General features: G+C 62.4%; 15 protein-coding genes. 3 read left to right on the forward strand and 12 right to left on the reverse strand.

Features of this window, described 5'->3' with window-relative positions:
- Nucleotides 1-14 precede the first annotated feature (14 nt).
- Nucleotides 15-956 (reverse strand): ABC transporter substrate-binding protein, encoded by a 942-nt coding sequence (locus tag ROS217_RS02225; protein WP_040650297.1) that lies wholly within the window; start codon nt 954-956, stop codon nt 15-17.
- Between the two features lie 159 nt (nt 957-1,115).
- On the opposite strand from ROS217_RS02225, the gene ROS217_RS02230 reads away from it, so the two are divergent.
- Nucleotides 1,116-1,817 carry a response regulator gene (locus tag ROS217_RS02230; RefSeq protein ID WP_009816022.1) on the forward strand — a complete coding sequence of 234 codons (702 nt, stop codon included), beginning with the start codon at nt 1,116-1,118 and terminating at the stop codon, nt 1,815-1,817.
- Here the strand turns inward: ROS217_RS02230 and ROS217_RS02235 are convergent.
- On the reverse strand, nt 1,790-4,717 hold the full coding sequence (locus ROS217_RS02235) for an ATP-binding protein (RefSeq protein ID WP_009816023.1): 2,928 nt from the start codon (nt 4,715-4,717) through the stop codon (nt 1,790-1,792). The two genes, ROS217_RS02230 and ROS217_RS02235, sit on opposite strands and share 28 nt — an antisense overlap.
- 83 nt (nt 4,718-4,800) lie before the next feature.
- Between ROS217_RS02235 and torT the strand changes: the two genes are divergently transcribed.
- Entirely contained in the window at nt 4,801-5,856 is a 1,056-nt protein-coding gene (gene torT, locus ROS217_RS02240; protein WP_040650298.1) for a TMAO reductase system periplasmic protein TorT, read from the forward strand.
- 58 nt (nt 5,857-5,914) lie between these two features.
- On the opposite strand, the gene ROS217_RS02245 is transcribed toward torT, so the two are convergent.
- From ROS217_RS02245 to ROS217_RS02275, 7 genes are all read right to left on the reverse strand, one after another.
- A complete protein-coding gene (locus ROS217_RS02245; RefSeq protein WP_009816025.1) occupies nt 5,915-6,766 on the reverse strand; it encodes an ATP-binding cassette domain-containing protein in 852 nt (283 codons plus the stop codon).
- Nucleotides 6,763-7,602 carry an ABC transporter ATP-binding protein gene (locus tag ROS217_RS02250; protein ID WP_009816026.1) on the reverse strand — a complete coding sequence of 280 codons (840 nt, stop codon included), beginning with the start codon at nt 7,600-7,602 and terminating at the stop codon, nt 6,763-6,765. The genes ROS217_RS02245 and ROS217_RS02250 overlap by 4 nt, the downstream gene beginning before the upstream one ends.
- 4 nt (nt 7,603-7,606) lie before the next feature.
- Nucleotides 7,607-8,524, reverse strand: a complete 918-nt coding sequence (locus tag ROS217_RS02255; RefSeq protein ID WP_009816027.1) for an ABC transporter permease subunit — start codon at nt 8,522-8,524, stop codon at nt 7,607-7,609.
- Nucleotides 8,521-9,528: an ABC transporter permease subunit gene (locus ROS217_RS02260; RefSeq protein WP_009816028.1), complete on the reverse strand. Its 1,008-nt coding sequence runs from the start codon at nt 9,526-9,528 to the stop codon at nt 8,521-8,523. Before ROS217_RS02260 ends, ROS217_RS02255 begins: the two co-directional genes overlap by 4 nt.
- Before the next feature lie 71 nt (nt 9,529-9,599).
- Nucleotides 9,600-11,144 carry an ABC transporter substrate-binding protein gene (locus ROS217_RS02265; RefSeq protein WP_009816029.1) on the reverse strand — a complete coding sequence of 515 codons (1,545 nt, stop codon included), beginning with the start codon at nt 11,142-11,144 and terminating at the stop codon, nt 9,600-9,602.
- Nucleotides 11,145-11,270: 126 nt separating this feature from the next.
- Nucleotides 11,271-11,894, reverse strand: coding sequence for a helix-turn-helix domain-containing protein (locus ROS217_RS02270; protein ID WP_009816030.1), 624 nt, complete (start codon nt 11,892-11,894; stop codon nt 11,271-11,273).
- A gap of 146 nt (nt 11,895-12,040) precedes the next feature.
- Nucleotides 12,041-13,156: a M24 family metallopeptidase gene (locus tag ROS217_RS02275; protein WP_040650300.1), complete on the reverse strand. Its 1,116-nt coding sequence runs from the start codon at nt 13,154-13,156 to the stop codon at nt 12,041-12,043.
- A gap of 293 nt (nt 13,157-13,449) precedes the next feature.
- On the opposite strand from ROS217_RS02275, the gene ROS217_RS02280 reads away from it, so the two are divergent.
- Nucleotides 13,450-15,477 carry an FkbM family methyltransferase gene (locus ROS217_RS02280; RefSeq protein ID WP_009816032.1) on the forward strand — a complete coding sequence of 676 codons (2,028 nt, stop codon included), beginning with the start codon at nt 13,450-13,452 and terminating at the stop codon, nt 15,475-15,477.
- A 30-nt stretch (nt 15,478-15,507) separates the two neighbouring features.
- Here the strand turns inward: ROS217_RS02280 and phnE are convergent, their stop codons facing one another.
- The 3 genes from phnE to ROS217_RS02295 form a co-directional block, all read right to left on the reverse strand.
- Nucleotides 15,508-16,308: a phosphonate ABC transporter, permease protein PhnE gene (gene phnE, locus ROS217_RS02285; RefSeq protein ID WP_009816033.1), complete on the reverse strand. Its 801-nt coding sequence runs from the start codon at nt 16,306-16,308 to the stop codon at nt 15,508-15,510.
- Nucleotides 16,301-17,104, reverse strand: a complete 804-nt coding sequence (locus ROS217_RS02290) for a phosphonate ABC transporter ATP-binding protein (protein ID WP_009816034.1) — start codon at nt 17,102-17,104, stop codon at nt 16,301-16,303. The genes phnE and ROS217_RS02290 overlap by 8 nt, the downstream gene beginning before the upstream one ends.
- Before the next feature lie 63 nt (nt 17,105-17,167).
- Nucleotides 17,168-18,025, reverse strand: a complete 858-nt coding sequence (locus ROS217_RS02295) for a PhnD/SsuA/transferrin family substrate-binding protein (RefSeq protein ID WP_009816035.1) — start codon at nt 18,023-18,025, stop codon at nt 17,168-17,170.
- Nucleotides 18,026-18,028 lie beyond the last annotated feature (3 nt).

Genomic DNA, 18,028 nt, shown 5'->3' on the forward strand with positions numbered 1-18,028 from the left:
GATTCAGGGCGGGATCAGTTGATCCAGACCTTCCAGACGTCGCCGTTATCTTCCAGCCAATGCGCTGCGGCCTCTTCTGGCTCCATCTCGTCGATGTCTACCAGCTTGGCCATTTCCGCGATTTGCGGGTTGGTAAAGCTGATCTTGGTCAGCATTGTGTAGGCATCCGGCCATTTGTCCTTCATCCCATCCCAAGCGGCCTTTTTCAGATAGCCATTGGCGGGATTGCCGCAATCATAGGTCTTGTCCGGGTTGGGACCGACGGCAGGATCTTTGTCGCAGCCTTCGACCCATTCCGGAAACTCGACGAATTCGCCAGGCCAGACGGCTTCGGCGAAATTGGGTGTCCAGTTGAAGAGGACGATCGGCGTCTTGGTCTTTTCGGCAGAGCCCAGTTCAGCCCAGAGTGCTGCGGCAGAGCCTGCGTTGACGACCTTGAAGTTCATGCCAAGCCCGTCGACACGTTCCTGATCATGCTTGAGCCAGTCCACCGGACCGCCAAGGAAGCGCCCGGACTCGCCGGTTTCCGGTGTGGCAAAGGCGGCGGCACAGGCGTTCAGCGCCTCCCAATCGGGCAGGCCGGGACAGGCGTCTTTGGTCCACATCGGATACCACCAATCCTCGCGGGTGACGGCATCGTGATCGCCCGCATCGTGCAAGCCGCCCTTTTCCAGCGCGGCGCGGAAGGAGGCGCCAAACGCGCCTTCCCAGACTTCCATTTCGAGGGCGACATCGCCCAGACGGACGGATTCGTAAACCGACTGGCTGTCGGTCGAGACATATTCGACACTGTTGCCCATCGATTCAAAGATCTGGCCGACCACATGGCTCATCACGATCTGGCTGGACCAGTTGTGGATGGGGATGACGATCGGATCTTCGGAATCCGCCAAGGCACCCGTTGCGGCCATCGCGAGCGCTGCGACCCCGCCGGCCATTCGCAAACGTACTCTCATTCTGAAAACTCCCTGTGTTGAGGTGTCCCGCCCGTTTCTCGGGCTTTGGTGAGAGAAGTGTACGGATGGGATATGAACACGTCAGACCAAGGGCATGAACGAACTGGACTTAATTGTGAAAAAATATTAACAGGAGGAAACTGCACAGAGGGCTCACAGGTGGCAAGAGCGGCCCATATCGTGATCATCGAGGATGAACCCGTCACCCGCACGACGCTGGCGGAGTATCTCAGATCGCATGGCTATACGGTCACCGCCTTTGACAGTGCCGAGAAGGCCGATCCGATGCTGGCCAGCGACCGCGCCGACCTTTTGCTGGTGGATATCACACTGGATGGCAAGGACGGGTTACAGATCACCCGTGAGCAACGCGCGCGCTCGGATATCGGCATCATCCTGACCACCAGCCTCAGCGATGACGTGGATCGGATTGTCGGGCTGGAACTGGGGGCGGATGATTACGTCTGCAAGCCGTTCAATCGCCGTGAATTGTTGGCCCGGATCAAGAACCTGTTGCGGCGCACCGAGGCGCAGCGCCGCTTTTCACGTCAGAACGTGCGGTTTCACGGCTATGCCTTTGCCTTTGCCACCCGCCAGTTGATCGCACCGGATGGCGAGCCAATCCGGATCACGCGGGCCGAATTCGAGGTGCTGGCGGAGTTGCTGCGCCATCCCGGCGAAGTTCTGGGCCGCGAGCGGCTGATGACGGTGATCACCCATCGCCAGCAGCATCCCGACACGCGCACCGTCGATGTCATCATCCGCCGCCTGCGCACAAAACTGGAAGAAGACGCCAGCGCGCCACGGTTCATCACCACCGCGCATGGCGAGGGTTATGTGTTCACCGCCACTTTGGACTGAGGGGCGGCTGTCAGGTCATCAAGCGCCTGTATGACTGTGCGGCGCGCCTGTGCGATTTCCTCGGGAAAAGCGGCGAGCGCCGTCGCCACGGGGGTCAGATCGCCCGACCGGGCGGCGGCTTCGATCTGTTTCAAACAGGCAGAGAGACCGGGCAGGCTGAAATTGCCTGCCGCCCCCTTCATCCGGTGTGCGACCTTGGCGGCGCGGGCGGTGTCGCGGTTGTCCACGGCCTCTTGCAGGGCGGTCGCATCCGAGGTGAGGCCGTCTAGATAGAGGTGAATTGCCTCGACGGTCTGCTCCCGACCGAGATCAGCAACCATGCTGCCCAGAACATCACGCGGCCCGCTCGCCAGCCAGGAGAGCGACCGGGGCGAGAGGAACACGCCGCGCCGCTGTCCGCCTGTGACCTGTTCCAGCGCCGCAACCAGGCGTTCGGGCGAAACCGGCTTGGCCACAAAGCAATCCATCCCGGCATCGAGCTGTTCCTCGACCTCGTCGTCCTGAACATGGGCGGAGATGCCGATGATCGGCAGGCTGCGCCCGACGGGCATGGCGCGGATGCGGCGCGTCGCCTCTGTGCCCGAAAGACCCGGCAGGTTGACATCCATCAGCACCAGATCAAAGCGCTCGGCAGTGAGCAGCGCGAGCGCCGCCTCGGCGCTGTCGACGCAGACCGCTGTGTGACCCATCCGTTCGAGATAGCTGCGCGCGACCATCTGGTTGACCTCGTGATCCTCGACGATGAGCGCATGCAGGCTGCGGTCACCGCGCACCGGGGTCCAATCCGGCGGAGTTTCGGTTAGTCCGGCGGCATCGGCCAGGTCGAAATCGGCCATGAAGGTAAAGACCGAGCCGACGTTCGGCGTGCTCTCGACACGGAGCGCACCCCCCATCACCTCGGCGAATTTGCGGCAGATCGCGAGGCCAAGCCCGGTGCCACCATAGCGCCGTGCGGTCAGCCCGTCCTCTTGCTCGAACGCCTCGAAGATGCGCTGGCGCGCCTGTGCCGAAATGCCCTTGCCGGTGTCGCTGACCTCAAGGATCAGGGTGACACGCCCGGCCCCGGCGGGCCGCACGCGCAGCCGCAGCACCACCTCGCCCTCTTCGGTGAACTTGACCGCGTTCGAGACGAGATTGAACAGAATCTGGCGCAGCTTGGCCATATCGCCCAGCACTGCGGCGGGGGCATCCTCGGGCAGATCGAGCCAGAGCACGATGCCCTTCTCCCGCGCGCCGGGGTCGAGCAGGGTCACGATCAGATGCATCACCTCGGTGATGGAAAAAACCGCGCGTTCCTCATGGGCGCCGCTGAGTTCGGTTTTGGAATAGTTGAGGATGTCGTTGAGGATGGTCAGCAGGCTCTCGCCCGAGGCACGGGCGGCGCGCAGCTGCTCGAGTTGCGCCTCAGAAAGACCATCTGCCGAAAGATTGCGCAGCATCCCCAGAACCCCATTCATCGGCGTGCGGATTTCATGGCTCATCATCGCGAGGAATTCGGATTTGGCGCGGTCCGCGGCCTCGGCCTTTTGGCGGGCCACCGCATGCGCCTCGACCTCGCCGCGCAGTTGTTCGGTTTTCTCGGCCACCAACTCTTGCAGGGCGGTGCGGTGGCGGTTGAGTTCTTCTTCGTTGCGGCGGCGGGCCTCTTCGAGATTGCGGTTGGCGATGGCCTGACGGCGAAACACCTCGACCGCGCGTTCCATGCCGGCGATCTCGTCGCTGCCACGCGGGGCCACACGCATATCCAGCTGACCGGCGGCCAGTCGGGTCATCATGTCCGAGAGATTGTCGAGACGCCGCGAGATATTGCCGCGCACGTAGAACCACAGCACGCCCAGCGACAGCAAGAGCGCGAGAGCCGCAGCGCCGGCGCTGCGCAACCGGGTGGCGCGGATCACCTCCATCGACGTGGTCCCGGCAAAGAGCGCATCCGCCTGCACGCGCGTGGCAAGATCCGTCACCGCGCCATGCAACCGTGTGGCCGAGACCCGGAGCGCCGCCTGTTCGCTGTCGATCTGGCGTTCCAATTGCAGGATGCCATCGGTCAGCCCCAGCAGCCCCTGCCCGCCTGCGGGATCACTGAGTGGCAGGATGGTGGCCAGCAGCGTCTGCGCCTGCGCGGCACGGCCCGGATCACGGATCGCCGCCACGCGGCGTGCGACGATTTCAGTGCGTTCCCGCAGATTGGCGCTGATCGAGGCGAGATCGGTCGGTTCGGTCAAGGTGGCGATGCGGTTGAAGAGAAGCCCGATTTCGGCAGTGCGCGAGCGCAATTCGAACATCAGACCGAGTTGGAAGAGATCAACCTCGATCAGCTTGTCCAGCGTGGCAAGGCGCGAGGAGGTGCCGGGCGCGCCGCTGTCGTATTCATAGAGGTTCGAAATCACCGCCGCGGTGCCCATTTCGGCATTGGCGACCAGCGTGTCGGCCATGTTCAAGAGCGCGGAGGTCGCGCCGAGGGCGCGGTTCAGACCCTCCTCCCGCGCCTGCACCAGCGAGAGGCGCTGTTTCACCAAGCGGTCAAGTTCGGCGATACCGTCCTTCATGGCGGCGACGGCGCGGGTCATATCGCCGCCGGTGCCACCATGTTCGGATTGAAACCGGGTGAGGTGATCCGAAAGCGCCGCCACCCGCGCGCTGAGATAGGCGGCGCGGTCGCGGCGTGCGGCCTCGTCATCCACCGCAGCCAGTTCCGGGGCGACGGTGATGATGGCCGAGCTTTCTTCGGTAAAGCGGCGCATGTCCGACAGGACCGGGATCGAGTTTTCATAGAGCTGTTGTTGCGCGCGGGTGACATCGCGCAGTTCAAACCAGCCGAAAAACCCCGCAAGCGCCGGCAGCCCGGCGATCACGAGAAACGCCGCGAGCAGTCGCGCGCCCAATCCGGTTCTGGTTCTCATCCGGTCCGTCCCTGATCCGCCAGCTTTCTTGCAGTCCTGTCCGGACAGATTATAGTAATTTTCTGCGGAGGAGTGATATTTTCATGCAAAGAATAATAGCCTGTGTGCTGATGCTCTTGCCGCTGCCGCTCTGGGCCGAGAGTGCAGAAGAGGTTTGGCCGCTGCAAACCCATGTGGTGCCATTCGATTATGAGAGTCCCGCACAGCCCTTGACCTATCGGCCCCTGCACAGGGCGGCCTCGCCCTGGACGATCTGCGTGTCCTATCCGCATCTCAAGGACGCCTATTGGTTGTCGGTGAATTACGGCATGGTGCAAGAGGCCGAGCGTCTGGGGGTCGGCTTTCGTCTGGTCGAGGCGGGCGGCTATCCCAATCTCGCGCGGCAGATCGAGCAGATCACGGAATGTGTGGCGCAGGGGGCCGATGCGCTGATTGTGGGCACCGTGTCGTTTGACGGGTTGACGCCGACGGTGCAGGCGCTGTCGGAAAAAGTGCCGGTGATCGCCGCCGTCAATGACATTGCCGATCCGGGGATTGCGGCCAAGGCGGCGGTGTCGTGGTACGAGATGGGGGCAACGGCCGGCCGCTTTATCGCCGCGCGGCATCCCAAGGGCAGCGCGCCGGTGCGGCTGGCGTGGTTTCCGGGGCCGGAGGGGGCGGGCTGGGTCGGCTTTGTCGAGGCCGGATTCCGCGAGGCCATCGCAGAGAGTTCGGCCAGCATCGCGCTCACCAAATATGGCGACACCGGGCGCGAGATTCAGGTGACGCTCATTGAGGAAACGCTCGATAGCGGGATTGAGATCGACTATCTGGTGGGCAGCGCCCCCACCGCCGAGGTGGCGGTGTCAATCCTGCGCGCGCGCGGCTTGCAGGACCGGATCAGCATCGTGTCGGATTACATGAGCCATGCGGTGTTTCGCGGCATCCGGCGGGGGCGGATTCTGGCGGCGCCCACGGATTTCCCGATCATGCAGGGCAAACTGGCCATTGAAATGGCGGTACGGGCGATTGAGGGCAGGTTGGAGCAGCGCCACGCGGGGCCAAAGATCCAGTTGGTGACCTCTGACATGGTGGACAACACCGATCTGGCCGAGACTCTCGCCCCGGCCAGCTTCATTCCGGTGTTCGAAATGGAGTGAGGGTGCGACGCCAAGTTCAGGTAAGGCTCAGCTTACACTCTCAAATCAACCCGTGTCCCTAAGCGCTTCTCGCGGCCTTGCGGCGCTCGACGCGGGCGCGGATGGCTGCGACATCGGTGACGGGTGTGGCGGCAAAGAGGGCGCGGGTGTAGGGGTGTTGCGGGTCGGCAAAGAGCGCCTCGCGGCTGCCCTGCTCGACCGCCTCGCCCTTGGAGATCACCATCACCTCATCGGCAATGTAGCGCACGACAGATAGGTCATGGCTGACAAAGACATAGGTCAGCTCGAACTCGTCCTGCAAATCGGCCAGGAGGTTGAGCACCTGCGCCTGCACCGAGAGATCGAGCGCCGAGACCGGCTCATCCAGCACCAGAAGCGAGGGGTTGAGCATGAGCGCGCGGGCAATCGCGATGCGCTGCCGCTGACCGCCCGAGAACATATGCGGGTAGCGGTTGAAATGCTCGGGCTGCAAGCCGACCTTCTTGATCATCGCCTCGGCGCGGTCGCGGCGTTCGGAGCTTGGCATATCGGTGTTGATCACCAAGGGTTCCATCAGCACATTGCCGATTTTCTGGCGGGGATTGAGGCTGCCATAGGGGTTCTGGAACACCATCTGCACCTTGGAGCGCAGGACGGGACCGGGGCGTTTGCGGGCAATATCGACCGGGTGGTCGTCAATCCGCAACTCACCGCCCGACGCAGCGTCGATCAGGGCAATGATCCGCGCGAGGGTCGATTTGCCAGAGCCGCTTTCGCCGACAATCGCGAGGGTCTTGCCCTTGTCGACCTTGAAGTCGATGCCGTTGAGGGCGCGCACAGAGCCGGCGCGGGAAAAGAGGCTGCCGGGCACGGCATAATCCTGCACGATGCCGCGACCTTCGACAACGGGGGGGATGGCTGCGGCGGTCATCGGGCGGTCTCCTGCGCAAAGAAATCAGAGACCGTGGGCAGGCGGTCGCCGGTCGCATGTTCCGGCAGCGCCGAGAGCAGGGCGCGGGTATAGGGGCTCTGAGGGTTTTCAAAGAGCGAGAGCACATCCGCCTCTTCCATCTTTTTCCCCTGATATTGCACCACCACCCGGTCGGCGGTTTCGGCCACGACGCCCATGTCATGGGTGATCAGGATCAGCGCCATGCCGTAATCCTCTTGCAGTTTCATCAAGAGATCGAGGATCTGTTTCTGGATGGTCACGTCGAGGGCCGTTGTCGGCTCATCCGCGATCAGAAGGCGCGGGTTCGAGGCGATGGCGATGGCGATCATCACCCGCTGGCATTGCCCGCCGGACATCTGATGCGGATAGGCTTTGATCTTGGCCTCCGGCTCGGGGATGCCCACGGCGCGAAAGAGGTCGAGCGCGCGGCTTTGGGCATCGCGCCGCGAGAGACCAAGGTTGAGGCGCAGCACCTCTTCGATCTGAAATCCCACGGTGAAGGACGGGTTGAGCGAGGCGACAGGTTCCTGAAAGATCATGGTGATCTCGCGGCCAATGAGGGTCCGCCGCTCTGAGGCGGAGAGGTTCGAGATGTCGCGCCCGTCATAGGTCATTTCATCGGCGGTGATGCTGGCGGTATCGGGCAAGAGCCCCATGACCGCGAGCATCGAGACCGATTTGCCCGAGCCGCTTTCGCCGACAATGGCCAGCACCTCGCCGCGGTCGACATGCACGTCGATCCCGTCCACGGCGGTAAAGCTGCCGGTGGCGGTGGCGAATTTGACGGTCAGGTTCTTGATGTTCAAAAGCGCCATACCGTCAACTCCGCTTCAGCTTGGGGTCGAGCGCATCACGCAGCCCGTCGCCCATAAGGTTGATCGCCAGCACCGAAATCAGGATGGCGAGGCCGGGGAATGTGACAACCCACCACGCGCGCAGGATGAATTCGCGCGCCTCGGCCAGCATGGTGCCCCATTCCGGCGAGGGCGGCTGTGCGCCCATGCCGAGAAAGCCCAGGGCGGCGGAATCGAGCACCGCCGAGGAAAAGGACAGTGTTGCCTGCACAATCAGCGGTCCAAGGCAATTGGGCAGGATGGTCTTGAACATCAGGCGCAGATTGCCCGCGCCCGCCACGCGCGCGGCACTGACATATTCGCGCTTCATCTCGGACATGACAGCAGCGCGGGTCAGGCGGGCGAAATGCGGCTGATAGACAATCGCGATGGCGATCATCGCATTGGTCAGCCCCGGCCCCAGCACCGCCACCAGTACGAGCGCCAGAAGGAGCGATGGGAAGGCCAGGATCACATCCATCATCCGCATGATGACGCTGTCGATCCAGCCGCCAAAGAACCCGGCCAAAAGGCCGATGATGACGCCACCAAAGAGAGCGATGGAGACCACCACGATACCGATGAAGAGCGAATATTGCGCGCCAAAGATCAGGCGCGAGAGCATGTCGCGCCCGACCGCATCGGAGCCAAGCAGGAACTGCGTGCTGCCACCTTCGGCCCAGACGGGCGGCACGAGCAGCGCCTCGCGGTATTGCGTGGTGGGGTCATGCGGGGCCAGAGCAGCGGCAAAGACGGCCGTCAGCACCAAGCAGATAAAGACCGCCAGACCGATGACCGCGCCGCGGTTCTGGCTGAAGTAGAACCAGAATTCAGCCAGCATGCGACGGCGGATTGCCGCGTCGGACAGTTTCACCGGGGCGGCAAGGTTGGATGTATCGCTCATTTCACACGAATCCTCGGGTTGATGAGGCCATAGGTCAGATCGACCAGCAGGTTGACGATCATCACGAGCGCCGCGATGAGCAAGAGGCCGGATTGCACCACCGGATAATCCCGGCGCGAGATGGAATCGATCATCCATTTGCCGATGCCGGGCCATGAAAAGATGGTTTCGGTCAGGATCGCCCCCGCCATCAGCACCCCGATTTGCAGGCCAATGGTGGTGACCACCGGCACCATCGCATTGCGCAGGGCATGGATGCCGATCACGCGGTATTGCGGCATGCCCTTGGCGCGGGCGGTGCGGACGTAATCCTCGCCCATCACTTCGAGCATGGCAGACCGGGTCTGGCGGGCGATGACCGCAAGCGGGATGGTGGCCAGCACCAGCGACGGCAGGATGAGGTGACTCAGCGCCGAGGTGAACGCCCCCTTTTGCCCCGATAGCAGGCTGTCGATCAGCATGAACCCGGTTGCATCGGGGAAGTAATACAAGAGGCTTATGCGCCCCGACACCGGCGTCCAGCCCAGAATGCCCGAGAAAAAGATGATGAGCAGAAGCCCCCACCAGAAAATCGGCATGGAAAACCCGACGAGGGCGAGGGTCATGGAAATCTGGTCAAACCAGCTTCCGCGTCGGATGGCGGCAAGCACGCCGACGGTAACGCCGATCACCGTGGCGATGAGAATGGCGCAGAGGCCAAGTTCGACGGTCGCGGGAAAGAGGGTCAGGAATTCCTCCAGCACCGGCTTCTTGGTCACGAGCGAATTGCCCATGTCGCCCTGCAAGAGCCGTCCGAGGAACTCGAAATACTGCATCACGATGGGCTGATCATAGCCCAATTGTGCGCTCAGTTCGGCATGCCGTTCGGGCGTCACGCCACGCTCACCCGCCATCAGCAGCACCGGATCACCGGGCAGGATGCGCACGAAGCTGAAGGCGATGATGGTGATCCCGAGAAACGTCGGGATCAGGTAGAGGAGTTTGGACAGGATGAATCGGATCATGCGCCGCTTTCCTTTGAAAACGCGCGAGGGCCAAGCCCCCGCGCGTTCGGTTTCAGATCAAGACGATCCGGTTATTCGGCAAGGTCAACGGTCTCGAAGGTGAAATCACCCAAGGGGCTCATTTTAAAGCCGGAGACCTTGGTCGACATCGGCACATATTGGGTCGAGTGTGCGATGGTGAACCACGGGGCCTGATCCTTGAAAATCACCTGCGCCTGTTCGTAGAGCGCGGTCCGCTCTGCGGGGTCGGCGGTGATTTTGGCATCCTTGAGCAGCTTGGAGAACTCCTCGTTGCACCAGAAGGCGCGGTTGGCCCCGCCTTCACCAGCGGAATCGCAGGACAAGAGCACCGACAGGAAGTTGTCGGGATCGCCATTGTCCCCGGTCCAGCCCAGCATCACCGCACCGTCACGGCCTGCTTCCATCGACTTTTGCAGATACTCGCCCCATTCATAAGACACGATCTCGACCGTGACGCCAACCTTGGAGAGATCTTCCTGCATCAGCTCCGCCGAGCGACGCGCGTTGGGCATATAGGGGCGCTGCACCGGCATCGCCCAGATTTTCATCGAGAGGTCGGTCACGCCCTCTTCCTCCAGCATCTTCTTGGAGGCTTCGGGATCGTAGGGGTCATCCTCGATCGCATCGTTATAGGACCACATGGTTGGCGGAATCGGGTTCTTGGCGGGGGCAGCCGCCCCTTGGAACACCGCGTCAACGATGGCGTCCTTGTTGATCGCCATGTTCAGCGCCTTGCGGACGCGGGCGTTGTCAAACGGCGCAACGGTGGTGTTATAGGCCAGATAGCCCACATTCAGACCGGCCTGTTCGTCCAGTTTGAGGTTGGGGTCTGCCTTGATCGTCTCGATGTCAGCCGGGGCCGGATAGGGCATCAGGTGGCATTCGCCAGCCTTGAGCTTTTGCAGGCGCACGGCCGCGTCGGGCGTGATGGCAAAGACCAGATCATCAATGATCGCGCCCTCGCCCCAATAGTCGGCGTTCTTGGTGTAGCGGACAACGGCGTCCTTTTGATAGGCGACGAACTTGAACGGGCCGGTGCCGATGGGCAGGTTGTTGAGGTCTTCCTTGGTGCCTGCGGCGTCAAGCGTATCGGCATATTCCTTGGACACGATCGAGGCAAAAGGCATCGCGATATTCGCAAGGAACGGTGCCTCGGGCTGGTTCAAGGTGAATTTGACGGTGTAGTCGTCGATTTTCTCGATGGATTTGATCAGCTCGGGCATCGCCATCGAGGTGTAATATTCATAGGTCACACCGGCGATATATTGGTGCCACGGATGATCGGCCGCCCCCTGACGCTCGTAGGAAAAGATCACGTCATCGGCGTTAAAGTCACGGGTCGGCGTGAAGGTCTCGTTGGAGTGCCATTTGACCCCCTCGCGCAGATGAAAGGTGTATTCGGTGCCGTCCTCGGACACGTCCCAGCTTTCCGCAAGGCCCGGCTCGACCTCGGTCGTGCCTTTCTTGAACTCTGTCAGGCGGTTGTAGATCGGATGCGCCGAGGCATCGAAAGTGCCGCCAGCGGTAAAGGGCGCGGGATCAAAGCCCTCGGGCGAGGCTTCGGAGCAATAGACAAAGGTCTTGGCCTCGGACATCGTGGCGGTCAGCGCCAGAGCCGAAGCGCAGAGCAATAGGTGTTTCACGCGTGTTCTCCTTGTTGGATTTGGTAAGATTGCGCCGGTTTGCCCGGCTGGTGCCAGAGCGACATGTTGTGTTGTCGCTCAGGGAATGTCGGATTTTGAAGTCTCCGCGACAGTGCGCGGCACATAGGACGAGGGGGTTGCGCCATGCAGCATCTTGCCGGTCCAGAGCAGACGCGCCCAATGCGCGCTGACGTTGGACCAGGAATGCGGATGCTGGCCCAGATAATGCATGCTGTCCCCGGCGCGCAGCAGGAATTGCTGACCATTGACCACTTGAAGGATCTCGCCGTCGAGCACAAAGATCAGCTCTTCGCCGGAATGCTGCACGGTTTCGGACTGATAGGCGGGCGGCACATTGAGGACGAAGGAGGTCAGCTCATGACCCGGAAACTCGGCCCCGATCTGTTCATAGATGATGGAGGTGCCGGAAATTGAAAACTGCGGCCGTGTCTCGGCGCGGGTGACGCTATCCGCCTGTCGCGGGGTAGCGATGAAATGGTCGATGCTGACATCCAGCGCCGCCGCGATTTCGGCCAGCGTGCCCAGGGTGGGCACGGCATTGTCGCGTTCGATCTGGCTGAGATAGCTCACCGACACTCCACATCCGTTGCTGAGATCCTGCAAGGTCATCGACATGCGCTGCCTGCGTTTTCGTATGCGGCGGCCCAAGGCGAGTGGCGCACCGGCAGGTGAATAGGTCATCGGCGTCCTTGGGTCAGAAGGCGTTTCTTGGCCATACCTCAGACGAAATGCAAAGCCATTGCAACAAAAATTTTTGCCTCTGGAAAATTTTTTGCCACCGAATCGGACCTATGACGCAATACAGCCTTGGGTTGACGCCAATCGGATCAGTCAAGCACCGGGCGCACCAGCAGATCGCGGGGCATGTCCGAGAATACCTCGGCGCCCTCGGACCGCAGAATCACGATTTCCTCGAGCCGGAGACCAAAGCGCCCCTCAAGATAGATGCCCGGTTCGATGGAGAACACATTGCCCTCTGCCAGCGGGGTATCTGCGGTGGCGGTGATATAGGGCGGCTCGTGGATGTCGATGCCAAGGCCGTGGCCGGTGCGGTGCAAGAAGCGGTCGCCATAGCCTGCGGCGGTGATCACATCGCGCGCCGCCTTGTCGACATCGCGCGCCAACGCGCCGGGGCGCGCCGCAGCAATCGCGGCACGAACGGCCTGATCGACCACGGTGAAAACCTCTGTATAGGTGGCGTCGGGCGTGCCGAAATAGCCGCAGCGCGTCATGTCGGAGGGGTAGCCGTTCAGGCGGCAGCCGGTATCGAGCAACACGGGCATGTCGCGCTCCAGCCGCGTCATGCCGGGCGTATGGTGCGGAAAGGCCCCCGACGGGCCAAAGCAGACCGAACAGAATTCCAGCGTCGCGCCCTGCGCGCCATAGAAATCCTGAATGACCTGCACCAGATCGCGCTCGGTCATGCCCACGCGGAGCGCCTCGAACGCGGCCTGCACGGCTTGGTCATTGAGGCGATGCGCGGCCTTGATCGCGTCGAACTCGGCGGCGTCCTTGCAGGCACGCAGCGCGCCGACCGTATCGTCGGTGAACCGGCGGGTAGGCGTGTCGAGATGGTCAAGCAGCAAAAGCGAGAAATCCGTGCGCATGGTTTCATCCAACACCACCGACAGGCCGGGGCGCGCAGCGTCACAGGCGCGCAAAACATCGTGCAGCGCCGCCAGCGGGCCTTCGTCATCGCGCCACAAATGAAACGGCAGATCGGTCGATTGCCGCGCCGAGGCGGCATTGAGCGAGGGCATGAGAAACCCGGCATACGCGCGGCTGACCAAGAGCATCACGGGCCGCTCATCGCCATGCGGATGCACGCCCGAGAGCCATGCCATATGGCTCGACGGCCCAAGCGCCACCAGATCGGTGCCGGTGGCTTCCATACGGGTGCGTAGGGCAGAGAGGCGGGATTGGGCGAGCGGAAAGCGGGTCATTGCGGCTCCTGCCGGATTGGATCTTGGGCGGGTGCGACGCGCAGCGCAGCGAATCAACCCGGATGCCGCGACAATAGAAGACAATCCGGGGCGTCACACGGCCCTTCTGAGCGTCGCGGACCGCGCCGCGTGCTCAGGCTGCCGGATCAGATCAGCCACGGTTTTTGATCCGGTTCCGGCAGGAACATGGCCGGGCTGTGTGATAGGGCCTTGTCTGACAGGGCGAACGGGTAGATTTCTGTTGCAAGCGCCGGATCAATCGTAATTGGTGGTATGGGGAAAAAGGGCGAGACATGGCGAAAAGCGCAACGATCAAGACCGCAAAACCACAAGTGGCTGCGGCCCCCATGCCGGTTCTCAACCTGCCGATGTCCCGCGGCAATCCCTATCAACGGTTGCTCTATTCCGCCGAAGACGCCGCGTTTTGCGCCGAACCGTTCAACAAGACCGAGATTGTCGATCTGCCCAAAGTGCTGGCAGAGGGGCAACGGCTGCTGCATCTGCATTGGGATGATCTGATTTTTGGCCGGTCCCGCGACAGTGCGGCCAATGCCAATGACGCCGAGCGTGATCTGGCGGCGCTCGAGGCGTTCAAGGCCGGTGGCGGGCGTATTCTGTGGACGGTTCACAATCGCAGCCCGCACCGGGACGTGGACCCCGCGACCTTTTGCGCCGCGCGCGCCCGCGTTGTGGCGCTGGCCGATCTGGTGCATGTGCATACCCCCGATGCGGCCCTGCATATGCAGCGCGACTGGGGCGTCGAGGCGGCGCGCCTGCGGATCATTCCACACCCGAGTTACCTTGGTCATTACGAGGCGGAAGAGACCAGCCTGACGCGCGATCTGCCCAACTGCGCCGCGCGGTCGTTTTTGTTCTTTGGCGCGTTCCGGGCCAACAAGGGGCTTGATACGCTGGTCGATACCGCCAAGGTTCTGCTGCGGCGCGAGGTTCCGTTTCACCTGCATCTCTGTGGCCGGTCGGCGCGCAGTCACCAGAAATTGTTTCGCGATTTTCAGGGGCTGGACGCTATCAAGATCACGGATGAGTCGGTCCCCGATGAGGCCGTCGCCGGCATATTTGCGCGGGCGCAGGTTTTTGTTGCGCCGTTCAACACCCTGTTCACATCGGGGTCGGTGATGCTGGCACAGGGGTTTGGCCTGCCGGTGATCGGCCCGGCAACCGATGCGCTGCGCGACCATGTCGCCCCCGACAATCACGATCTGCTCTACGATCCGCAGGCACCGCGCGGCCTGTTGCGGATGATGACGCGCCTGGTCGAAATGCCGGATCAAGAGCTGCGCGTGCGGCGTCTGGCGGCGTTTGATTTTGCGCAACGGCGCGCGCCCGCGATCATCTCCGCACAGATGATGATGGTTCTGCAAGACCTGCACGACGGATCGGGGTCAAGCCTGCACGCGGTACAGGCGACGCCCCTTGCCGCGCCCGCACGCACTGATGCCCCCCCCGCAGAGCGCGCCAAGACGCGGCTGGCGGATCTGGTCAAGACCTTGGGGCTGACCGAGCCCCTGCGTATTCTCGACATCGGGGCCAACCCGATGAACCATGATGCGCCCTACAAAGAGCTGCTGGCCGCAGGCCACGCGCATGTGACCGGGTTCGAGCCGCAACCAGAGGCTCTCACCGCGCTCAACGCGCAGAAATCCGCGAATGAGACCTATTTTCCCGATGTGGTGGGCGATGGCGAGACCCATCGGCTCAACCTCTATCGGGGGTCGGGACTGGCCTCGTTGCTTGAAATCCGACAGGCGACTCTGGATCACCTGCTGGGCCTGCGCCGTGCCGCGCGACCCACCGGACATATTGACCTGCCCAGCCGCAAGCTCGATGAGATCGAGGGCATTGGCCGAGTCGATTTCCTCAAGATCGACGTGCAGGGGGCCGAGGCGATGATCTTTGGCCATGCCAAGACGGCGCTGTCCCAGACGCTCGCGGTCCAGAGCGAGGTGAATTTCTTTCCGCTCTATGACAACCAGCCTTCCTTTGGCGAGATCGACCGCATCTTGCAACATCACGGGCTGGTGCCGCATTCGTTCCTGCATATCGAAAAGCGATTGGTGCGGTCCAAGTGGTTGGGGCAGATCGAGGGGGCAACGCCACAGCAGATGCTGGATGGCGATATTCTCTATCTGCGCGACCTGTCACAACCCGATGCGATTGCCAGCGGGGATCTGCGCAAGATCGCGCTCTTGTGTGACACCTGCTATGGGTTTTCCGACATCACCCTGCGCTGTCTCGAAATTCTGGTGCAGCGCGGCGAGATCAAGACCAAGGTGGCGGAACGGTTCATCGACAGGGTTTAACGGTGCCCGTCTGCCCGTCGCGGCGGATGCTCACGTCAGGCGGGCGCGCAGTTTGTCGGTGCAAATTTCCATCAGCAGAACAATCGCAAAGATCGCCAGAATAATCATCGAGGCGTTGCGGTACTGAAAGAGGTCAAAGGCGACCTTGAGTTCCTGACCGATCCCGCCCGCGCCGACCAATCCCAGAACGACCGAAGACCGCACCGCCTTTTCCAGCGCGAAGAGCGAGGAATTGATCAGCGAGGGCAGGATATCGGGCAGTATCGCCCCGATGAGGATCGAAGGGCGATTGGCCCCAATGGCGGCCAGCGCCTCTTGCGGTTCCTTTTCCGCGTCCTCCATCGCCTCGGCAAAGAAGCGCCCGCAAAAGCCGATGGTATCGACCATGATGGTCATCGTGCCCGCCACTGCCCCAAGCCCGATCGAGGCCACAAAGAGCAGCGCCCAGACCAGATCCGGCACGGTGCGCAGAAAGGAAATGAAGGCCTTGACCAGAATATTGCCCCGTCCGAGCGGCGACACTCCCCGCGCGGCGCACCAGGCGATGGGCAGGCTGACGACAATGCCAAGGACCGCGCCCACGAGAGCGATTTGAAAGGTCTCGATCATGCGCAGCGCGACGCGGGCCAGAAAATCCGGCTCCAGATTGGGTGGCAACATCCGACCAATCAGGTTCGCCATGCCCGGCAATCCTTGGGCCAATTGTTGTGGAGAGGGGGCGACCTGACCCATGGAGACAAGGATGATGGCCCCGAGAGCGACCAACAGGACGAAATTCACCGCTGAAAACCGCCGGAACCTGTCCGGTGCCTGAAGGCGCTGATCAACCATCGAACGTGTCCCTGAGATCGGCTGGCGTGACCTTGGTCACGGGGCGGTCAAAGAACACCCGCCCCCCCTTGAGCGCGACAATCCGGTCGGCGTAGTCCATCGCATGCGCCATGTCATGCGACGTGTAGAGCAACGTGATGCCCTGGGTCCGGCACAGTTTGGTGAAGAGTTCCATGACATTAACCCCCGAAACCGGATCAAGGCTCGCGGCCGGTTCATCGGCGATGAGCAGACGCGGACGCCGCACAAGCGCGCGGGCAATGGCGACGCGTTGCTGCTGCCCGCCCGAGAGCGCATCGGCGCGGTGCAGGGCCTTGTGCGCGAGATCGACATCACCGAGCGCCTGCATCGCGCGGTCGCGCCACTCAAGGGGGGCCAGGCTATGCGAAAAGGCGCGCCAACTTCCGGGCTCGCCGAACAGGCCGTGAATGACATTGGAGAGAACCGACCGCCGACGCACAAGGCAATGTTTCTGAAAGACAAAGCCGGTCTGACGCCGCATGCGCAGACGGTGCGCGCGGCCCGACTCTGGGCCGACCGGATGGCCAAAGCAGGTGAGCGTGCCGCCGGAGATTGGGTGCAGGCCAATCAGGCTCTTGAGAAGGGTGGATTTGCCAGAGCCGTTGGCCCCGATCAGGGCCACACGCTCGCCCCGGCGAATATCCAGATCAATACCGTCGAGCACGATGCCGCCCCGGCCATAGCCCTTGCTCAACCCGCGCGCCACGATCAACGGCGCAGCATCGGCCTCGGCCTGCTGCGCGTCGCACCGGGTATCACCCTCAAGGTCAAGCATGGCCAATCTCCGGGTTGCAAATGACCGGGGGCGCTGCCCCCGGCCGGATGGGGATGCCCCCGTTCAGTTTCCGACGAAGGATTTGGTATCCACGCCGATGGTCGCATACATCGAGCGGACATAGTCGTAATCGCTGTCCTCGACCTCGGTCAGAAAGAAACCGCCCTTGAATTTCTGGTTGTCCTCTCCGGTCAGGATCGCCGCCATAAGTTCCGGTGCGTGATCGACAAAGGCGGATTTGACCGCGGCCACCGCATCGGCATCCGCATCAGAGCGCGCCACGAGGATGTCATTGGGCAGATCGCGGCCACGGGCGACGACGGTAAAGGACACCTCGGGAAAGGCTTCGCGAATGCGGCCAAGGTGGCTCTCGTTCATGCCAACGGCGGCAACATCGCCGCGAATGAGCGCCTCGATTGCGGTGTTGCGCGAGATGATCTGCGGCTGGTAGTCCGCGTTATAGGCCAGACCGAAATCGGCCAGCACCTGTGCCGGTCCAAGATGCTGCGACGTCGAGCCGACAGAGCCAAAGGTCACGACCTTGCCCTTGAGATCCTGCACCGATTTGATCGGCCCGTCGGACAGGGTGACAATCTGGGCGTAGTAATTGGGGCGCTGCCAGGCGGTCACGATCCGGGCGTCGGTCAATTCCTTGATCACGACATATTCCGCAGGACCAGTCAGAACCAGATCGACCTGATCCTGATTGAGCGCCTCAACGGCGGCAGTGCGGGAACTGACAGCGAAAAGCTCGATCTCTTGGCCGGTCAACTCTTCGAGTTTCTGCTCGAAGGCGCCGAATTCCTGTTGCAGGGTTTCGAGCCCTTCGATGTCGGTGACGGCAAACTTCAGCGGTTCTGCCACGGCAGGCAGGGCGCTGGCGAGGGATACCGCAGTGGCGGCGAGCAGGGAACGGATCATGGG

This window comes from Roseovarius sp. 217 (assembly GCF_000152845.1).
Classification (GTDB): domain Bacteria; phylum Pseudomonadota; class Alphaproteobacteria; order Rhodobacterales; family Rhodobacteraceae; genus Roseovarius.